The sequence below is a fragment of the Frigoribacterium sp. AC512 genome (assembly GCF_979258295.1).
This window is the reverse complement of sequence record NZ_OZ409850.1, coordinates 218749-235249: the sequence shown is the minus strand read 5'-3', so window position 1 is coordinate 235249 and position 16501 is coordinate 218749. Positions and strand designations below refer to the sequence as shown.

General features: G+C 73.5%; 13 protein-coding genes and 1 tRNA gene. 6 read left to right on the top strand and 8 right to left on the bottom strand.

Annotation, left to right across the window (positions count from 1 at the left end; all coding sequences use genetic code 11):
- The first annotated feature begins 39 nt into the window (after positions 1 to 39).
- The gene (locus tag ACZZ97_RS01015; protein ID WP_463471962.1) at positions 40 to 1089 is read left to right on the top strand and encodes a hypothetical protein; all 1050 of its coding nucleotides are present in this window, start codon (positions 40 to 42) and stop codon (positions 1087 to 1089) included.
- Between the two features lie 120 nt (positions 1090 to 1209).
- Here the strand turns inward: ACZZ97_RS01015 and ACZZ97_RS01010 are convergent, their stop codons facing one another.
- The 5 genes from ACZZ97_RS01010 to ACZZ97_RS00990 form a co-directional block, all read right to left on the bottom strand.
- The gene (locus ACZZ97_RS01010; protein WP_314102517.1) at positions 1210 to 3195 is read right to left on the bottom strand and encodes an APC family permease; all 1986 of its coding nucleotides are present in this window, start codon (positions 3193 to 3195) and stop codon (positions 1210 to 1212) included.
- A gap of 268 nt (positions 3196 to 3463) precedes the next feature.
- Positions 3464 to 4159, bottom strand: a complete 696-nt coding sequence (locus ACZZ97_RS01005) for a response regulator (RefSeq protein WP_123547077.1) — start codon at positions 4157 to 4159, stop codon at positions 3464 to 3466.
- On the bottom strand, positions 4156 to 6813 hold the full coding sequence (locus ACZZ97_RS01000; RefSeq protein ID WP_463471961.1) for a sensor histidine kinase: 2658 nt from the start codon (positions 6811 to 6813) through the stop codon (positions 4156 to 4158). Before ACZZ97_RS01000 ends, ACZZ97_RS01005 begins: the two co-directional genes overlap by 4 nt.
- A 242-nt stretch (positions 6814 to 7055) precedes the next feature.
- Positions 7056 to 7145, bottom strand: a tRNA-Ser gene (locus ACZZ97_RS00995).
- Positions 7146 to 7685: 540 nt separating this feature from the next.
- Positions 7686 to 9101: an LCP family protein gene (locus ACZZ97_RS00990; RefSeq protein ID WP_463471960.1), complete on the bottom strand. Its 1416-nt coding sequence runs from the start codon at positions 9099 to 9101 to the stop codon at positions 7686 to 7688.
- Positions 9102 to 9444: 343 nt separating this feature from the next.
- On the opposite strand from ACZZ97_RS00990, the gene ACZZ97_RS00985 reads away from it, so the two are divergent.
- Positions 9445 to 10248: a sugar phosphate isomerase/epimerase family protein gene (locus ACZZ97_RS00985; RefSeq protein WP_463471959.1), complete on the top strand. Its 804-nt coding sequence runs from the start codon at positions 9445 to 9447 to the stop codon at positions 10246 to 10248.
- Complete coding sequence (locus ACZZ97_RS00980; protein ID WP_314103239.1) at positions 10245 to 11399, top strand: Gfo/Idh/MocA family protein; 1155 nt, start codon at positions 10245 to 10247, stop codon at positions 11397 to 11399. Before ACZZ97_RS00985 ends, ACZZ97_RS00980 begins: the two co-directional genes overlap by 4 nt.
- Positions 11400 to 11710: 311 nt before the next feature.
- Here ACZZ97_RS00980 and ACZZ97_RS00975 read toward each other — a convergent pair whose 3' ends face one another.
- Both ACZZ97_RS00975 and ACZZ97_RS00970 read right to left on the bottom strand, forming a co-directional pair.
- Positions 11711 to 12751, bottom strand: a complete 1041-nt coding sequence (locus ACZZ97_RS00975; RefSeq protein ID WP_463471958.1) for a glycoside hydrolase family 6 protein — start codon at positions 12749 to 12751, stop codon at positions 11711 to 11713.
- Between the two features lie 798 nt (positions 12752 to 13549).
- Complete coding sequence (locus ACZZ97_RS00970; protein ID WP_463471957.1) at positions 13550 to 14110, bottom strand: MBL fold metallo-hydrolase; 561 nt, start codon at positions 14108 to 14110, stop codon at positions 13550 to 13552.
- Between the two features lie 53 nt (positions 14111 to 14163).
- Here ACZZ97_RS00970 and ACZZ97_RS00965 point away from each other — a divergent pair, with 53 nt between their 5' ends.
- Positions 14164 to 14703: a TetR/AcrR family transcriptional regulator gene (locus ACZZ97_RS00965; RefSeq protein WP_463471956.1), complete on the top strand. Its 540-nt coding sequence runs from the start codon at positions 14164 to 14166 to the stop codon at positions 14701 to 14703.
- Between the two features lie 87 nt (positions 14704 to 14790).
- Here the strand turns inward: ACZZ97_RS00965 and ACZZ97_RS00960 are convergent, their stop codons facing one another.
- On the bottom strand, positions 14791 to 15171 hold the full coding sequence (locus ACZZ97_RS00960; protein WP_314103063.1) for an HIT family protein: 381 nt from the start codon (positions 15169 to 15171) through the stop codon (positions 14791 to 14793).
- 136 nt (positions 15172 to 15307) lie between these two features.
- Between ACZZ97_RS00960 and ACZZ97_RS00955 the strand changes: the two genes are divergently transcribed.
- Both ACZZ97_RS00955 and arfB read left to right on the top strand, forming a co-directional pair.
- Positions 15308 to 15760, top strand: a complete 453-nt coding sequence (locus ACZZ97_RS00955) for a hypothetical protein (RefSeq protein WP_463471955.1) — start codon at positions 15308 to 15310, stop codon at positions 15758 to 15760.
- A gap of 290 nt (positions 15761 to 16050) precedes the next feature.
- Entirely contained in the window at positions 16051 to 16473 is a 423-nt protein-coding gene (arfB, locus tag ACZZ97_RS00950) for an alternative ribosome rescue aminoacyl-tRNA hydrolase ArfB (protein WP_463471954.1), read from the top strand.
- The last annotated feature ends 28 nt before the right edge of the window (positions 16474 to 16501 follow it).

Sequence of the window (16501 nt, the reverse complement as noted above, 5' to 3'; positions counted from 1 at the left end):
TGCGACACGGGCGTCCTCCTGGAGAACGACACTCGGCACATGACCGCACCTGACCCGTTCCGCGTTCCGCTGAGCTTCGCGGCGACCTACGGTGATGCGAAGGAGGCGCGGGCGCTGAGACGAGGCCACGAACGGGGCGACATCCATCGTGTGCGCCGAGGTGTGTACGTCGCCGCGGCCGCCTGGACGGCTCTCGACGACCGTGGCCGTCACGTCGTCACCGTCCGTGCCGCGCTGGCGGGACATCCAGCTCGGCTCGTGGCGTCCCATGACTCGGCCGTCGCCGTCCACGACCTGCCACGCGTCCACCGCGCGTTCGGCGAGGTCGTGCAGCTCGTCGATCCTCTCCGCGCCGAGGCCCGCCGCGCTCGTCTCGTCCACGTGCGTCCGGGCGAGCTCGCCGCCCGCGATGTGGTCGACGTCGGGGGCGTTCCGTCGACGTCCCTCTCGCGCACCGTCGTCGACGTGGCCAAGTCCGCCTCGTTCGGAGACGCCGTCCTCTGTGCCGACGCGGCCCTGCGGCGCATCGTCCTCCGCGGTCGGCACGATGCTGGGCCCCACGTCGATGAACGGCTGGCCAGGGTCCGAGCCGATCTGCTCGCCTCGGTCGGCCCCGGCGACCGTCGAGGGGGGAGCGCGGCAGCACGCGTGATCGAGTTCGCGTCCCCGTGGGCCGAGAACGGCGGCGAGTCCCTGGCACGGATCGCGCTGCACGAACTCGGCGTCGAGGCCCCCGTCCTCCAGAAGGCCGTCACGGTGCGCGGCCGGTTCGCGGGGCGAGGCGACATGCACCTGCCCGACGACGGCGCCCTGCTCGAGTTCGACGGCATGGAGAAGCTCGTCGACGGGAAGATGCTCGCCGGACGTTCGACCGCTGAGGCCCTCCGACAGATGAAGGCACGCGACCGGGAGCTGCTGCGGTCGGGAGAGGTGCGCACGGTCGTGCACTTCGATCTCCTCGACGTCGTGCACCCTGCACGGCTGGCAGATCTGCTGCGCGCGGCAGACGTCGCCGTCGATCCCCGCCGCGTGCGCGCGGCCATGCGCCTCGCGGCCGTCCGCTTCGCGCGTCCTGACTCGCCAGGCTGACGCGTTCCGGACGGGATGACGCGCTCTTGCGCGTCAATTTGTCCGGAACGCGTCAGATGAGGGGGCAAGGGGTGCCCGGGCGCGGGGCGCGGGCGGCCGGAGCGGCAGCAGCGGGCGCGGCTAGCTGACGTGCACGTCGGGGCGGCGCGAGCGGTGCGGCTCCGCCTGCCGCAGCACCTCGCGCGTCACGGGCGCCACCTCGCCGGCCCCGGTCACCAGGAACCGGCCCATGTTCGACAGCGGGCTGCCCTCGGTCCACTCGAAGTAGACGTCGGGCACGACCCCGGTCTCGTCACGCACCGCGAGCAGCACCGACGCGATCGTGTTGGGCACGGCGCCGCTGGTGACGCGCAGCACGCGGTAGCCGTGCACGACGCAGCCGGTGACCTCGAGGTCCTCCTCGAAGTCGGACGAGTCGCCGGGGTGCACCTCGAGGAAGATCACGGGCGAGCGCTGCGGGATGCCGCTGTACTTGCGCTCGGCGCTCAGCTTCTTCTTGTAGATTTCGGCGACCTCGCGGCCCGGCTCGTGCGCGATGATGCGGATCGAGCCGTACTCGTCGGCGTCCTCCCGGACGTAGCCGAGCGACGTGTCGTCGAACGAGATCGACGTCGCGCGCAGCTGGAACGACCGTCTCACCCGCGAGATCAGCGACACCGCCATGATGCCCACGATGAAGATCGCGGCGATCCGGACGCCGTCGGGGCGCTCGACCACGTTGACGACCGTCGTGTAGACGAAGACGACGGCGATGACGCCGAAGGCGACGGTCCGCTTGCGCTGTCGCGCCCGGCGCGCGGACAGGGTCACCGCCACGGAGGCGCTGGTGATGAGCACGAGCACCCCCGTCGCGTACGCCCCGCCCTGGGCGTCCACGTCGGCGTCGAACACGATCGTGATGACGAAGGCGATCGCCGTGAAGACGAGCACCAGCGGCCGCACGGCCCGCGCCCACTGCGGCGCCATGCCGTAGCGCGGCAGGTACCGGGGCACGATGTTGAGCAGCCCCGCCATCGCCGAGGCGCCGGCGAACCAGAGGATGCAGATGGTGGCGACGTCGTAGAGGGTGCCGAAACCGTTGCCGAGGTAGGCGTGCGCGAGGTAGGCGAGGGCACGGCCGTTCGCCTCGCCTCCCGACTGGAACTCCTCCTGCGGGATCAACAAGGTGGTCACGAAGCTCGACAGGATGAGGAACGAGCTCATGATGATCGCGGCCGACGTGAGCAGGCGGCGTGCACCGCGGATCCGGCCGACCGGCTGCTGCGGGGTGTCGCTCGCGTCGCCGGTGATCTGCGGCATGACGGCGACGCCGGTCTCGAAGCCCGACAGGCCGAGCGCGAGCTTCGGGAACACGATCAGCGCGATGCCCACCATGACGAGCGGGTTGCCGTGCTGCACGGTCAGCGCCTGCCACCAGTTGCCGATGACGACAGGGTTCTCGGCGACGTGGGCGAGCGCCACGGCGATCACGACGAGGTTGAGCGTCAGGAAGACGCCGACCAGGACGACGGCGATGCCGATCGCCTCCTTGAATCCCCGGAGGAACACCGCGGCCAGCAGGGCGACCAGGAACAGCGTGATCGGCACCTCGGCGCCGTGGAACCACGACGGCGCGAAGGGGTTCTCGACGGCGTGCGCGGTGGCGTCTGCGGCCGAGAGGGTGATGGTGATCATGAAGTCGGTGGCGGCGAAGCCGAGCAGGACGAGCACGAAGACCTTGCCGCCCCACCAGGGCAGCAGGCGCTCGAGCATCGCGATCGAGCCCTCGCCGCGCGGGCTCTCACGGGCCACGCGTCGGTAGACGGGCAGCGCGCCGAAGAGGGTCAGCAGCACGAGCACGATCGTCGCCAGCGGCGAGAGCAGGCCGGCTGCGACGGCGGCGATGGCCGGCTGGTAGCCGAGGGTCGAGAAGTAGTCGACCCCGGTGAGGCACATGACGCGCCACCACGAGTGCGTCTTCTCGACGGTGGTGGCGTGCGGCCCCTGGTGAGCGCCGCTGTTCTCGGAGAGGCCGCCCAGCAGCCAGCCACGGAGGCGCGACCCCGACGTGCGGGAGAGCGCCGGTTCCCGCGCATCGGCGTCGCGCTGCTCGGACGTCGTGGACACGGTGACCTCTCGTCGCTCGTCGCACCCGGGACGGCTCGACGGAGCAACGCTACGCCCGGCGCGACGCCGCCCAGGCCGGTCGGGCGTAAGGATGTCGTGAGGACTTCAGGCGTCCGCAGCATGCATCCAGCGTGTCCACGGCGGGGACGCAGCTCGCCACGTGCGCAGCCCGGCGGCGGTCTCGGCAGTCAGGCTCCTCGGCGGTCTGGCCCGTCTGAGGTCAGGCTCGTCTCAGGTCGGGCTCGTCCGAGGTCAGGCTCGTCCGGGGTCAGGGCTTCTCGGCGCCTCCGTCCGGCACGAAGCGGTAGCCCATGCCCAGCTCGGTGACGAGGTAGCGCGGCTCGGCCGGCACCGGCTCGAGCTTCTTGCGCAGCTGCGCGAAGTAGAGGCGGAGGTAGCCGGTGTCCTTCGCGTGGAACGCGCCCCACACCTGGGTCAGCAGGGTCTCGCGGGTGACGAGCTTGCCGGGGCTCTGCAGCAGCAGCTCGAGCACGCGCCACTCGGTCGGCGTCAGCCGCACGAGCTCGCCGGCGCGCGTCACCGTCGTGGCGGACAGGTCGACCCGCACGTCGCCGAACTCGACCACGGGCGTGTCGTCGTCGCCGGGAGCGAGGCGGCGGGTGAGCGCGCGGATCCGCGCGAGCAGCTCCTCCATCGCGAACGGCTTCGTCACGTAGTCGTCGGCGCCGGCGTCGAGCGCCTCGACCTTGTCGGCGGCGTCGGTGCGCCCGGAGACGACGAGCACGGGGGCCGTCGACCAGCCGCGCAGGCCCGCGATCACCTCGACGCCGTCGAGCCGCGGCATGCCGAGGTCGAGCATGACCAGGTCGGGGTGCTGCGTCATGGCGACGTCGAGCGCCTCACGGCCGTCGGACGCGGTGTGGATCTCGTAGCCGTGGGCGCCGAGGGTCACCTTGAGCGCCCGCAGGATCTGCGGGTCGTCGTCGGCGATCAGGATCTTCACGGGCCCTCCTCGACGACGGTACCGCCCGCAGGAGGCGCCGATCGCGTCCCCGACGTACGGATCCCGTGAGGATCCGCCCCGGCACCCGGGGCAGGGGCCTCGGGCAGGGAGACGACGGCGGTGAGGCCGCCGCCCGGGGTGTCGTCCATCGTGAGGGTGCCGCCCATCGCCTCCGTGAACCCCTTGCTCAGCGCCAGGCCGAGCCCGAGCCCCGTGGAGTTGTCCGTGTCGCCGAGCCGCTGGAACGCGACGGTGATCTCGTCGCGGCGCTCGGGCGGGACACCGGGCCCGCGGTCGACGACCCGCACCTCCACCCGGCCGGCGAAGCCGCTGGTCGAGATGCGCACGAGGGTGCCGTCGGGCGAGTGGCGCAGCGCGTTGTCGAGCAGGTTGACGAGAACGCGCTGCAGCAGCACGGCGTCGGCCACGACGGCCGGCACCGACGCACGCAGCGCCAGCTCGACGTCGGCGGGCCCGAGCCCGAGCTCGTCGAGCGCCCCGAGCACGACGTCGTCGACGTCGACGACCGCCGTGCGGACGGCCAGCGCGCCGGCCTGCACCCGGCTGACGTCGAGCAGGTTGGTGACGAGGGACGACAGCGACTCCAGGCTCTCCCACGCGGTGGCGAGCAGCTCGTCCCGGTCGGCGTCGCTCCACTCGACGCCGGGCTGGCGCAGGCCGCTGACGGAGGCGGTCGCCGCGGCGAGCGGGCGGCGCAGGTCGTGCCCGACCGCGGCCAGCAGCGCGCTGCGCATCCGGTCGACCTCGGCGAGCGGCGCGACCTGGCCGGCCGTCCGGGTGAGCGCCGAGTGCTCGAGCGCCGCCTCGACCTGCGCGGCGACCACGGCGAGGAGGCGTCGGTCGCCCGCCTGCAGCGGCTCGCCCGTGAGCTCGAGCACGCCGTGCTCGCCCGCGGGCAGCGTCGAGACGTCGCCCGAGGCACCCGCGGCAGCCGCACCACCACGCACCGCAGCAGCCCCACGGGCACGCGCACCGGCAGCAGCTCCACCAGCACGTGCACCAGCGTCGTCGCCCGCGGCGCCGCTGTCGCCGAGCACCTCGTCGCCCGACAGCACCCGCACCCGCCTCAGCCCGAACGCCTCGCGGGTGCGCGCGACGAGCGCCTGCAGCGCGTCCTGCCCCCGCAGGACGCTGCCCGACACGGTCGCGAGCAGCTCGGTCTCGGCGAGGGCCCGGGCCGCCGAGCGGCTGCGCCGTGCCGCCTGGTCGACGACCCAGCTGACGATGGCGGCGTTGAGCACGTAGAGCACGAGCGCGACGAGGTGCAGCGGCTCGGCGATGGTGAGCTCGTAGACCGGCGCGATGAAGAAGAGGTCGAGCGTCACGCCCGACAGCAGCGCGGCGAACAGCGCCGGCCACACGCCGCCGGTCACCGCGACGACGACGACGAGCAGCTGGAACAGCAGCACAGTGCCGGCGATCCCGTCTTCTGTGCGGTGACCGGCGAGCAGCCAGGTGAGCAACGGCCCGACGACGGCTGCGAGCACGAAGCCCGTGACGACCCGCGAGCGCGAGAGCGCCCCGCCGAGCTTGGGCAACGACCAGCCCCGGCCCGCGGCCGAGTGCGTGACGATGTGCACGTCGAGCTGGCCTGACTCGCGGACCACTGTCGCGCCGATGCCGGGCCCCGTGACGAGCGACCCGAGCCGGCCGCGTCGGCTGACGCCGATCACGAGCTGGGAGGCGTCGGCCCCCTTGGCGAAGTCGACCAGCGCCCTCGGCACGTCCGAGCCGACGACCTGGTGGTAGCTGCCGCCGAGCTTCTCGACGAGGGCGCGCTGGGCGGCGAGCGCGCCGGGCGCGCCCTGCCGGAGGCCGTCGGGGGTGCTGACGTGCACGGCGATCAGCTCGCCCCCGGCGCTGCGGGCCGCGATGCGCGCGGCGCGACGGATCAGCGTCTCGCCCTCCGCGCCTCCCGTGAGGGCCACGACCACGCGCTCGCGCGCCTCCCACGCGGCGTCGATGCCGTGCTCGACGCGGTAGGCGCGGAGGGCGCTGTCGACCTCGTCGGCGAGCCACAGCAGGGCGAGCTCGCGCAGCGCCGTGAGGTTGCCGAGCCGGAAGTAGTGGGAGAGCGCCGCGTCGACCCGGGCAGCCGGGTAGACGTCGCCGGCCGCGAGCCGGTCGCGGAGCGCCTGCGGCGCCAGGTCGACGACCTCGATCTGGTCGGCCGCGCGCAGCACCGCGTCGGGCACGGTCTCACGCTGCGCCGCGCCGGTGATCTGCTCGACGACGTCGGCCAGCGACTCGACGTGCTGCACGTTGACGGTCGACACGACCGAGATGCCGGCGTCGAGCAGGGCCTGCACGTCGCGCCAGCGCTTGTCGTGCCGGGAGCCCGGGGCGTTGCTGTGCGCGAGCTCGTCGACGAGCGCGACCTGCGGCGCCCGGGCGAGCACCGCCTCCAGGTCCATCTCGTCGAGCTCGACCCCGCGGTGCACGTGTCGCTCGCGCGGCACCACCTCGAGGTCGCCCAGCCGGGCGGCGGTGGCTGCCCTGCCGTGGGTCTCGACCACGGCCACCACGACGTCCTTGCCCTCGTCGCGCAGCCTCGCGCCCTCCTCGAGCATCGTGAAGGTCTTGCCGACGCCGGGAGCGGCGCCGAGCAGCACCCGCAGCCGACCTCGTGTCATGCGCCCAGCTTGGCACGCGCCGCCGACACGTCCAGGGTCGCGACCGCGGCCGCGGCTGCGGATGCGGCGGCGCCGGCTGAGGGCGACCGCGGCTGCAGATGCGACGGCGACCGCGGCTGCGGCGGCGTCGACCGTCCGCAGGACATGCGGCTGAGCGTCCTCGAGGAGGGCGAGGAGAGCCGCGGGAAAAGAAGAAGGCCCCGTGCATCGATCTGGCGAGATCACAACGCGACGGGGCCCCGCGGAGCCGGTGGGATTTGAACCCACGGTTCCCACAAAGGGAACTCCACCTTAGCAGGGTGGTGCACTAGGCCGAACTATGCGACGGCTCCATGCGCAGTCTCGTGCGGGACGTGACGGCGCACCCACGATCATAGCGGGCCGGACGCGATCTGCCGAACCGCACCTCCTCGACGGGCCGAGCCGCGCCTCCGCAGGACGACGGCCTGGCCGGGTCACCCGTGTTTCACCCGTAGATCCCCCTTTCGGGGGGCGTCGCGGCCTTGTCCACCTATATGCCGACTCATAGAGTACCCCTGGCGCCGGAGACGGCGGAGTCGTGCACCACCCGACAGCACGGGGCGTCCCCGGACGCGGCGGCTCCCCTCTGACAGCGCCGGCCCAGACCTCCGACGCACGTCCCGACGCTGTGCCGCTCCCCGACGCGGCACCGACCGGAGGCACCTCTGTCGACGACGACGTCGACGTCACACCCCCTGCGGTGCCGAACCCCTGATCCCGGCACCGCAGGGCCCCCCGCGGCGCGTTCGGGCGCCCGCGCGGGGATCCCCGGTCGTCCCGGCGAGCTGGTTACTCGCCGGGGCGCCCTCTCACCCGCCCTGCCGGTCGCCTCGCAGGCGCCATGGGCAGGACTACTTCTGCAGGAACCCGACCGAGCAGGTCTGCTCGGCCGCCGACTGTCCCGTGAGGCCGGAGATGACCTCCGGGCCGGCAGGCGCCACGGCAGGGTCGGTCGGAGTGCCGGTCGCCGGCGTCGTCGGAGCGGGCGTCCCGGACGCGGAGGCGGCGGGAGTCTCGGGAGCCGCGGAGGCGCCTCCTGCGACGTCTCCCGCAGCCGCGTCGCCCGCAGCCGCGTCGCCCGTGGCGGCGGACGCGGCGCCGAGCCCCTCGCTGCCGGCCTCGAGGGTGAACGGCTGGTCGGCCCGGATCGCGTCGAACAGCTTCGTCGCGACCGAGGTGATCGGCTGCACCTTGCCCGCGTAGACGCCGGTGCCCTCGGTCGTGCCGGGGTACTGGACGAAGTTCACCTGGTCGAGCGGGAGGTCGCGCAGCGCCGAGCCGATCTGCACCATGGTGCCGAGGTCGGTGAGCTGCTCGGAGAGGGTCATGTTGCTCGCCGCCGCCCGGGCGAGCGAGTAGAGCTTGGTCGGGTTCGTGAGGGTGTCGGCGCTCTTGACCGTGCGCAGCAGCGACGACAGGTAGACCTGCTGGCTGCTGATGCGGCCGAGGTCGGAGCCGTCGCCGACGCCGTGGCGCGTGCGGAGGAACTGCAGCGCCTGCTCGCCCTGCAGCACCGTCTCGCCGGCCTGGATGTCGAGGCCGGTGTAGCGGTCCTTGATCGGGGTCGCGGCGCAGACGGGGACGCCGCCGACGGCGTTCGACATCTCGATGACGCCGTTGAACGAGATCATGCCCGCGAAGGGGATGTCGAGGCCGGTCAGCTCGGACACGGTCGACACGACGCAGCTGAGGCCGCCGTACGAGTACGCCTCGTTCATCGGCCGGGCGGACATGGCCGAGTAGTAGCCGCTGCCGTCCTCCTTCGCGCAGGCAGGGATCGGGACCACCATGTCGCGCGGGATGCTGACCGCGGTCGCGTTCGAGTGGTCGGCCGAGACGTGCAGGAGGATGTTGACGTCGTTGAGGGTGGCGTCTCGCTTGCCGAAGGCGCCCTCGTCCTGTGCCGCGTCGTTGTCGGTGCCGACGACGAGCACGTTGAAGCCGCCCGGGTAGGCGTCGACGGACGGCGGCGACGCGACGATCGGGGTTTTGCCCTTCGCCGCGGGGAGCGCGACGCCCGAGCCGAGGTCCGAGCGCACCTGGTAGGCCGCGATGGCCCCCACGGACGCCCCGCTCACGAGCACCACGGCCAGGGCGCCGGCGACGACCCTGCCGATCGTGCCCAGCGGACCCGTGGCTCGGAGGCGCCCGTGACGGGCTACGCCTCGGCCCGAGGTCTCCGCCGCACGACGGCCGGTGCGGCTGGCGGCGCGGCTCTCGGCGCGGCTATCGGCGCGGCTGGCGGGGCGGTCGCGGTCGTCGGTCACGCGGAGTCCTCTCGGTCGACGCGGGCACGACGCGGACCCGGTGACGGTCGGCGGGGATCGTGCCTGCGCGATGGGCGGGCAGAACGGCATCGTAACGGGCAGAACCCGACGAAACGGTCCGTCGCCCAGAACGGGGGGCCTCCGGCCTCGAGGCACGAGCCCACCGGCCGAGCGGCGGGTGGACGCCCGGGCCACGCCTCCTCGATCCCGACATCCGTCCTGTCGATCGTCGGGAACCTTTTGTCATGGGTCGACAGAAGTGACAGAGTTGACGTGCACGCCCTCGATCTTCCCCTCCGGCCCTCCGGCCACCACGAGATCCACCACGACAAAGGAGTTCGCCATGACCTCGTCACCCTCCGTCCAGCTCTACACGGTCAGGGACGCCATCTCGGCCGACCTGCAGGGCGCCGTCGCCCGCGTCGCCGAGATCGGCTTCACCAAGGTCGAGCCCTACGACTTCGTCGCCCGCGCCGACGAGCTCGAGAAGGCCTTCGCCGCCTCGGGCGTCACCGCCCCCTCCGCCCACGCGCCGGTCATCGACTCGACCGAGCCCGAGCGCGCCTTCGCCGCCGCCGCCCAGCTCGGCGTCGGGACGGTCATCGACCCCTTCATCCCCAGCGACCGCTGGCAGACCGCCGACGACGCCCGCGCGATCGCCGACCGCGTCAACGAGCTGCAGGTGCAGGCGGCCGCCACGGGACTGAAGTTCGGCTACCACAACCACCAGTGGGAGTTCGCGAACAAGGTCGACGGGCGCCCCGTCTACGAGTTCTTCCTCGAGCGCCTGAACGACGACGTCGTGCTCGAGATCGACACCTTCTGGTCGACCGTCGGCGGCATGGACACCCCCGCCCTGCTGCGTTCGCTGGGCGACCGCGTCCAGTTCCTGCACGTCAAGGACGGCCGCATCTCGGGCGACATCGCCACCGCGCTGCCGAGCAGCGAGAGCGCCCTGGAGGTGCCCGAGGCCCTCGCCGCGGCGTTCAAGAACCAGACGCCCGCCGGCCAGGGCGACGTCGACGTCGCCGCAGTGCTCGCCGCGGCGCCGCACGCGCTGCGCGTCGTCGAGTTCGACGACTACAGCGGGGACGTGTTCGACGGCATCGCCGAGTCGCTCGCGTGGCTCGCGGAGAACGACAAGTGAGCGGCGTCGAGACGGGCGCCTCCGGCGAGACCGGCCGCACCGGCACCGGCCGTACGGGTCGTGTCGGCGTCGGCGTGATCGGCGCGGGAGTCATCAGCGGCACCTACCTCGAGAACATGACGAAGTTCCCCGACCTCGAGGTCCTCTTCGTCGCCGACCTGATCGCCGATCGCGCCCGCTCGCGTGCAGAGGAGTACGGCGTCCCCCGCCACGGCACCGTCGAGGAGCTCCTGGCGATCGACGAGATCGAGATCGTCGTCAACCTGACGATCCCGGCCGTGCACGCCGAGGTCGGACGCCAGATCGTCGCCGCGGGCAAGAGCGTGTGGAGCGAGAAGCCGCTGGCCCTCGACCACACGTCGGGGAGCGACCTGCTGGCCGCCGCCGACGCCGCCGGGGTCCGGGTCGCCTGCGCGCCCGACACCGTGCTCGGCGCCGGCATCCAGTCGGCGATGCGCGCGATCGCCCGCGGCGACATCGGCGAGCCGCTGACCGCGACGACGCTGTTCCACGTGCCCGGGCCCGACGCGTGGCACCCGGACCCCGAGTTCCTCTTCGCGAAGGGCGCGGGCCCACTGTTCGACATGGGCCCGTACTACGTGACGACGCTCGTGCACGCGTTCGGCGCCGCGAGCTCGGTCAGCGCCGTCTCGTCGACGTCGCGCACCACGCGCTCGATCGGCAGCGGCCCCCGAGCCGGCACCGAGTTCGCCGTGGAGGTGCCGACGCACCACGCGGCGCTCATCTCGTTCGAGGGCGGGCAGTCGGCGCAGTCGACCTTCTCGTTCCAGAACGCGCTGCCCCGCATGGGCTTCGTCGAGATCAGCGGCACCGAGGGCACCATCGTGCTGCCCGACCCCAACACCTTCGAGGGCGACTCGACGATCTGGCGCTTCGGCCAGGACGAGCCGAGCACCCTCACGGCCGCGGGATCGACCTACGGCCGAGGCTCGGGCGTGCTCGACCTCGCCCGGGCGCTGCGCGGCGGCGACGCCGAGCGCGCCAGCGGCGCCGTCGCGTCGCACGTGCTCGACGTGCTGCTCGCCGTCAGCGAGGCCGCGGAGTCTCGCTCGGTCGTCGAGGTCGCCTCGACGGTCGCGAAGCCGCAGCCGCTCGCCGAGGCCTGGGACCCGTCCGAGGCCACGCTCTAGGTCGGCCCCGCCGGGACGACCCGGCCGCCTGCAGGAGGCGCGGTGCGAGCGAGGCTCGCGCCGCGCCTCCTGCGCGTCTGCGGCCGGGCAGTTGCGCGGCCCGTTGCTCGGACAGAACCGTTCTTTTGGGAGTGCCGCGGGTCTGCTCTCCGCAAATGCCGACCGCGTGCGCCGCAACAGCGGCTTTTCCCGTCATGATCGGGGCTTCAGGGCGCTTTCGGTCGGCATTTGCGGCCCCCGAGCGCACGCGGGCAGGAAGCCGAACAGCGCGCGACGGGACGGGCCCGAGAGCCCGACGCCCGGCCCGAGCCTCAGCGCCGGTTCGCGACCAGCGCCGTCGCGTACGACGGGAACCACACGCCCGCCGCGGGCCCGCCGTTGCACGTGCCGTCGCTCGCACCCGGCGTCTTGACCCAGAGCAGCGCGTCGAGCGCGCTCGTCCCCGAGGTCGCCACGCGGGGCGTCTGCCCGAGCCCGGCACCGGGGGCGTTGCACCAGGTGCCCTTCCACCCGCGCCCGTTCCGCGACACGTCGATCACGTAGCGCGCCCCGCCCGTGGCGGCGGAGACCGCGTCGGCGTAGGCCCGCTCCTGGTCGACCCCGTAGTAGTTCGCGACGTTCGTGTAGAAGCCGCGGGCCTGGTCGATCCCCGCCGCCTTGAGCCTGACGGCCATGTCGGCGGGCTTCACCCAGTTCGAGTTGCCCCCGTCGAGGTAGGCAGGCACGCCGGCGCGCGAGAAGGCGGCGACGGCGCTCGCGATCGTGGCGGTCCGGGTCTCGGTCAGGGCCGGGCACGAGCTGAGGTGCCCCAGCGAGTCGGGCTCGACCAGCACGACGGCACGGTGCCCCGCGAGCGCGGTCGCGACCTTCTGGTTCCAGGCCAGGTAGGCGGCGTCGCTCGCCGCGCCTCCTGCGGAGTGCCCGCCGCAGTCGCGCCCCGGGATGTCGTACGTGACGAACACAGGCGTGGTCCCCTTCGCCTCGGCGGCGGCCAGGTTCCGCTGGATCACCTTCACCAGCATCGCGTCGTCGTACCAGGAGCCGAGCCAGATCGCGATCGGCTGCGCCGCGATCGTGCGCGCCGCGGCAGCGTCGACGGTGCGCCCCTGGGCGGCGAGCTGGGTCGTGGCCGTGGCGGCGGGACCGTACTGCTCGACGTGCAGCCCGCCCTTGAAGACGGTCGCCGCCGACGCGGAGCGGATGGTCGAGGAGGTGGTGGTGGCGGTCGTGCGCGGCGCCGCGGCCTCCGCAGCCGAGCCGGGGGACGAGGAGGCGGGAGGTGCGACGACGAGACCGGCCGCGAGCGCGACGACGGCCCCGGCGACGACGCCCGCGCGGGCGAGGTCGATCACGGGAGTGTCCTTGGGGGTGAGGAAGGGTGCGGGTTCGCGGGGCCGGGAACGAGGTGTCCGGAGGCCGGGCAGGTGCTGCGCCGTCGGCTGGACGTCGGCGCCGGCCGACGGGCCTCGATCGGCCCGCCTGGCGACGACGTCAGTGCACCACGACGCCGGATCCGCCTCCACCCCCCGTCCGGAGGCTCCGGTCGCCCGTCTTCGGGGGTGAGGGTACGTCGCCCGTCCCCGCTGCGCGGGACCGGAACGAGGGTTCCTGCACGTCCGTTGCACGGATCTTCGACGTGCTCGGCGTGCGCGCTGTCCTCCAGTGGTGTGCGAACTGTCCGGCCGCGGTCCGCGAGCGGGCCGGCCGCGGTCGGCGAGCGGCCGCGCGCGCAGCACTCTTGTTAGGCCTTGCACCCCGAAGTGGACCAGACACCCTCGAACGACGAGGTGCATGCTCCACTTCGGGGTGCGCCAGGGCAGCAGAGCACGGCAGCGGCAGGGCAGCGGGGCACGGCAGCGGCGGGGGTCGGGCGGCGGCAGCGGCGGGCAGGGGGCAGGGGGCAGCGGGCAGCGGGCAGCGGGCAGCGGGCAGCGTGTCGAAGCGTGCGGCGGACAGCGGACAGCGCGCGCGGCGCGCGGCGCGGGTCAGCGCGCCCGGTGCGCCGCGGCGGCCTCGACGGCGGCGACCGCGGCGGCGACTCCCCCGCCCCAGGGGGCGCCGTGCCCGGGCAGGACCCAGGTCGCGCCCGTCTCGACCAGGGCCCGCAGCGACGCGACGGCACGCTCGGGCTCGTCGGTGAAGGGCGCCGGCTAAGGCCCCTCCGCGCCGGTGAGCACGTGCCTGGTGGTCAGCGCGTCGCCCACGAACACGGCGTCGGCGAGCGGCACGTGCACAGCCACGCTGCCCTCCGAGTGGCCGGGCACGCTGATCACTCGCGGCGAGCCCGGCAGGTCGAGCACGTCGCCGTCGCGCACCTCGACGACCTCGCTGAGCCAGGCCGAGCGTGCGCCGCCCTTGCGGACGAAGTACGTGAGGAACTGCAGCATCGCCCCGATCTTCATCTGCTGCTTCAGGCCGGCAGGCTTGTCGCCGCCCTTCGCGCGGGAGGCGTCGGCCGCGTGGACGTAGACCGGCACCCCGTGCTCGCGGCGCAGCCACTCGGCGAAGCCCACGTGGTCGGAGTCGCCGTGCGTCAGGACCACGCCGGCGACGTCGGCCGGTCCGAGGCCGAGCGAGGCGAGCTCGGCGAGCAGCTCGCGGCGGTGTCCGGGCAGGCCGGCGTCGACGGCGGTGACGCCCTCAGGAGTGACGACGAGGTAGGAGGCGACGATGTCGTTGCCGAGGCGGTGGACGTGCTCGCTGATCTTCATGATGGCTACGATACATAGCCATCATGGCTACGGTCAATAGGTATGGTGGACGGATGCCGACTCCCGACCGCACCTCCTTGGAGGCCATCGTCACCGCCGCCCGCGACCTGCTCGAGACGGAGGGGCTGGCCGGCCTGACCATGCAGGCCGTGGCCGAGCGGGTCGGCGTGCGCGCCCCCTCCTTGTACAAGCGGGTGCAGGGACGGGACCAGCTGGTGCAGCTGGTGGCGGAGGCGACCCTCGAGGAGGTGGGCGTGCGACTCGAGCAGAGCGCCGACCTGGGCGACCTGGTCGACCGGTTCCGGGCGTTCGGGCACGAGCGGCCGGCGGCGTTCCAGCTGGTGATGACCCCGGGGCCGGGCGTCCCGACCGCTCGGCCGGAGTTCGGCGCGGCGACGAGCCGGCCGATCCTGCGTCACGCGGGTGCCCTCGCGGGCGAGGACCGGGCGCTGGAGGCGGCGCGCACGGTGACCGCCTGGGCCGCCGGCTTCGTGAGCATGGAGCTCGCCGGCGGCTTCGGACTCGGCGGCGACGTCGACGCCGCCTGGCGGTTCGGGGCCGAGCGGATCGTGGCGGCGGTGTCGACCGCCTGACGGCAGGCCTGCCGTCCCCGCGTCGGCTGCTCGCCTGGCCGCATGCCTGCCTGCCTGCCTGTCTGCCTGCCCGGCCGCCTTGGCCGCCTACGGCGCCGGCGGGTAGTCGCGTCGCTCGGGGATGACGCCGCGGACTCCCCCGCGGGGCTCGGCGACGTCGCCCGTCCACCGGGGGATGACGTGCACGTGGAGGTGCATGACCGTCTGGCCGGCCGCCTCTCCGACGTTGATGCCGAGGGTGTACCCGTCGGGCGCGAGCTCCTCGTCCAGCTGGAGCCGCACCTCCTTGACCAGGGCACCCAGGGCCGCGTGCTCGTCCGCCGTCGCGTCGAACCAGGTCGCCACCTCCCGTCGCGGCACGACGAGCGTGTGGCCGGGCGAGACGGGGTTCGCGTCGCGCACCGCGAAGGCGAGCTCGTTCGCGGCGACGTGCTGGTCGGCGGGGATGCGCGTGAACGGCGACGACATGCCCACACCCTAGGGGCGCGCACTTGTGCCGCCGGGGGTGCGCGGCCAAGATGAGCGCGACCCGCACACCTCGCGCGCGACCGCGACTGCGGCGGCCGCGCGAGCGGTGACGGGCCCACGACGAGAGGAACACATCATGGCGTCAGGCGAGCAGGGCTTCAGCAAGGAGGAGCGTGCGGCGATGAAGGAACGCGCGGCCGAGCTGCGCGCCGAGGCCAAGCGGCAGAAGTCCGCGGACAAGGCGGCGGCCGAGCTGCAGGCGGTCCTCGACGCGCACGCCGCGATGACCGAGGAGGAGCGGGCCGTCGCCGAGGGACTGCACGCGCTGGTCCTCGAGCACGCCCCGATGCTCGCCCCCAAGACCTGGTACGGGTTCCCCTCGTACGCCGACGCGGACGGCAAGATCGTCGTGTTCTTCCAGCCCGGCTCGAAGTTCGGCGGACGCTACTCGACGATGGGCTTCCAGGACGCGGCCCAGCTCGACGACGGCGACATGTGGCCGACGTCGTACGCACTCTCGAGCGTCGACGAGACGACGAGCCCCGTCATCGCGGCGCTGCTGCGCAAGGCGACCGGGCAGGGCGCGTAGTGGCGCCGTCGTAGGCCCTCCCCGGGGTCGCGAGGCGCGCCTCTTCGGCTGATCCGCGCCGCATCCGGCAACGCCGGGTCCAGCCCCAGAACGGGTCACGAACCGGTCCGCTCGGGCGGCCCGAACCACGAGCGGGATGGGGATCCCCGCGAGCGGCACGGGTTCGGGCCCGGGGTCGCTCCCCCGCCGGTGCGTCACGAGGCAGAGCCCGTGGCGCGCCGGCGGAGCTCCGACCGTGCGGCTGGCGCCCGCAGGCTGCGACCACTCGCGGCGCGTGCGAAGCTGACCGCATGGACCTCGTCGTGTCGCGTGCGCTCACCGTGCCCGCGGCCGAGCTCGTCTGGCGCTTCTCGCGGTCGTCGGGCCCCGGAGGCCAGCACGTGAACACGTCAGACAGCCGGGTGCAGCTCTCCTGGGACGTCGCCGCCTCCCCCGCCCTGGCCGAGGATCAACGCGACCTGTTGCTGGCACGCCTCGACGGACGGCTGGTCGACGGCGTGCTGACGGTCACGTCGTCCGAGCAGCGGTCGCAGCTGCGCAACCGCGAGACCGCGCTGGCGAAGCTCGCCGACGTGGTCGCGGCCGGCCTCGCTCCCGACGCGGCGCCTCGACGTCCGACCCGGCGCACCCGGGGCTCGGACCGCCGTCGGCTCACCGCGAAGAACGAGCGCTCGGCCACGAAGCAGCAGCGCCGCCGTCCGACGGACGACTAGCGCGTCGCGACGCCTGCCGAGCTGGTGG

Coding starts and splice junctions, on each gene's coding strand:
- ACZZ97_RS00970 (WP_463471957.1), bottom strand. CDS start 14,110: ATGAAGATCAGCGAGCACGTCCACCGCCTCGGCAACGACATCGTCGCC.
- ACZZ97_RS00965 (WP_463471956.1), top strand. CDS start 14,164: ATGCCGACTCCCGACCGCACCTCCTTGGAGGCCATCGTCACCGCCGCC.
- ACZZ97_RS01000 (WP_463471961.1), bottom strand. CDS start 6,813: ATGACACGAGGTCGGCTGCGGGTGCTGCTCGGCGCCGCTCCCGGCGTC.
- ACZZ97_RS00960 (WP_314103063.1), bottom strand. CDS start 15,171: ATGTCGTCGCCGTTCACGCGCATCCCCGCCGACCAGCACGTCGCCGCG.
- ACZZ97_RS00955 (WP_463471955.1), top strand. CDS start 15,308: ATGGCGTCAGGCGAGCAGGGCTTCAGCAAGGAGGAGCGTGCGGCGATG.
- arfB (WP_463471954.1), top strand. CDS start 16,051: ATGGACCTCGTCGTGTCGCGTGCGCTCACCGTGCCCGCGGCCGAGCTC.
- ACZZ97_RS00985 (WP_463471959.1), top strand. CDS start 9,445: ATGACCTCGTCACCCTCCGTCCAGCTCTACACGGTCAGGGACGCCATC.
- ACZZ97_RS01015 (WP_463471962.1), top strand. CDS start 40: ATGACCGCACCTGACCCGTTCCGCGTTCCGCTGAGCTTCGCGGCGACC.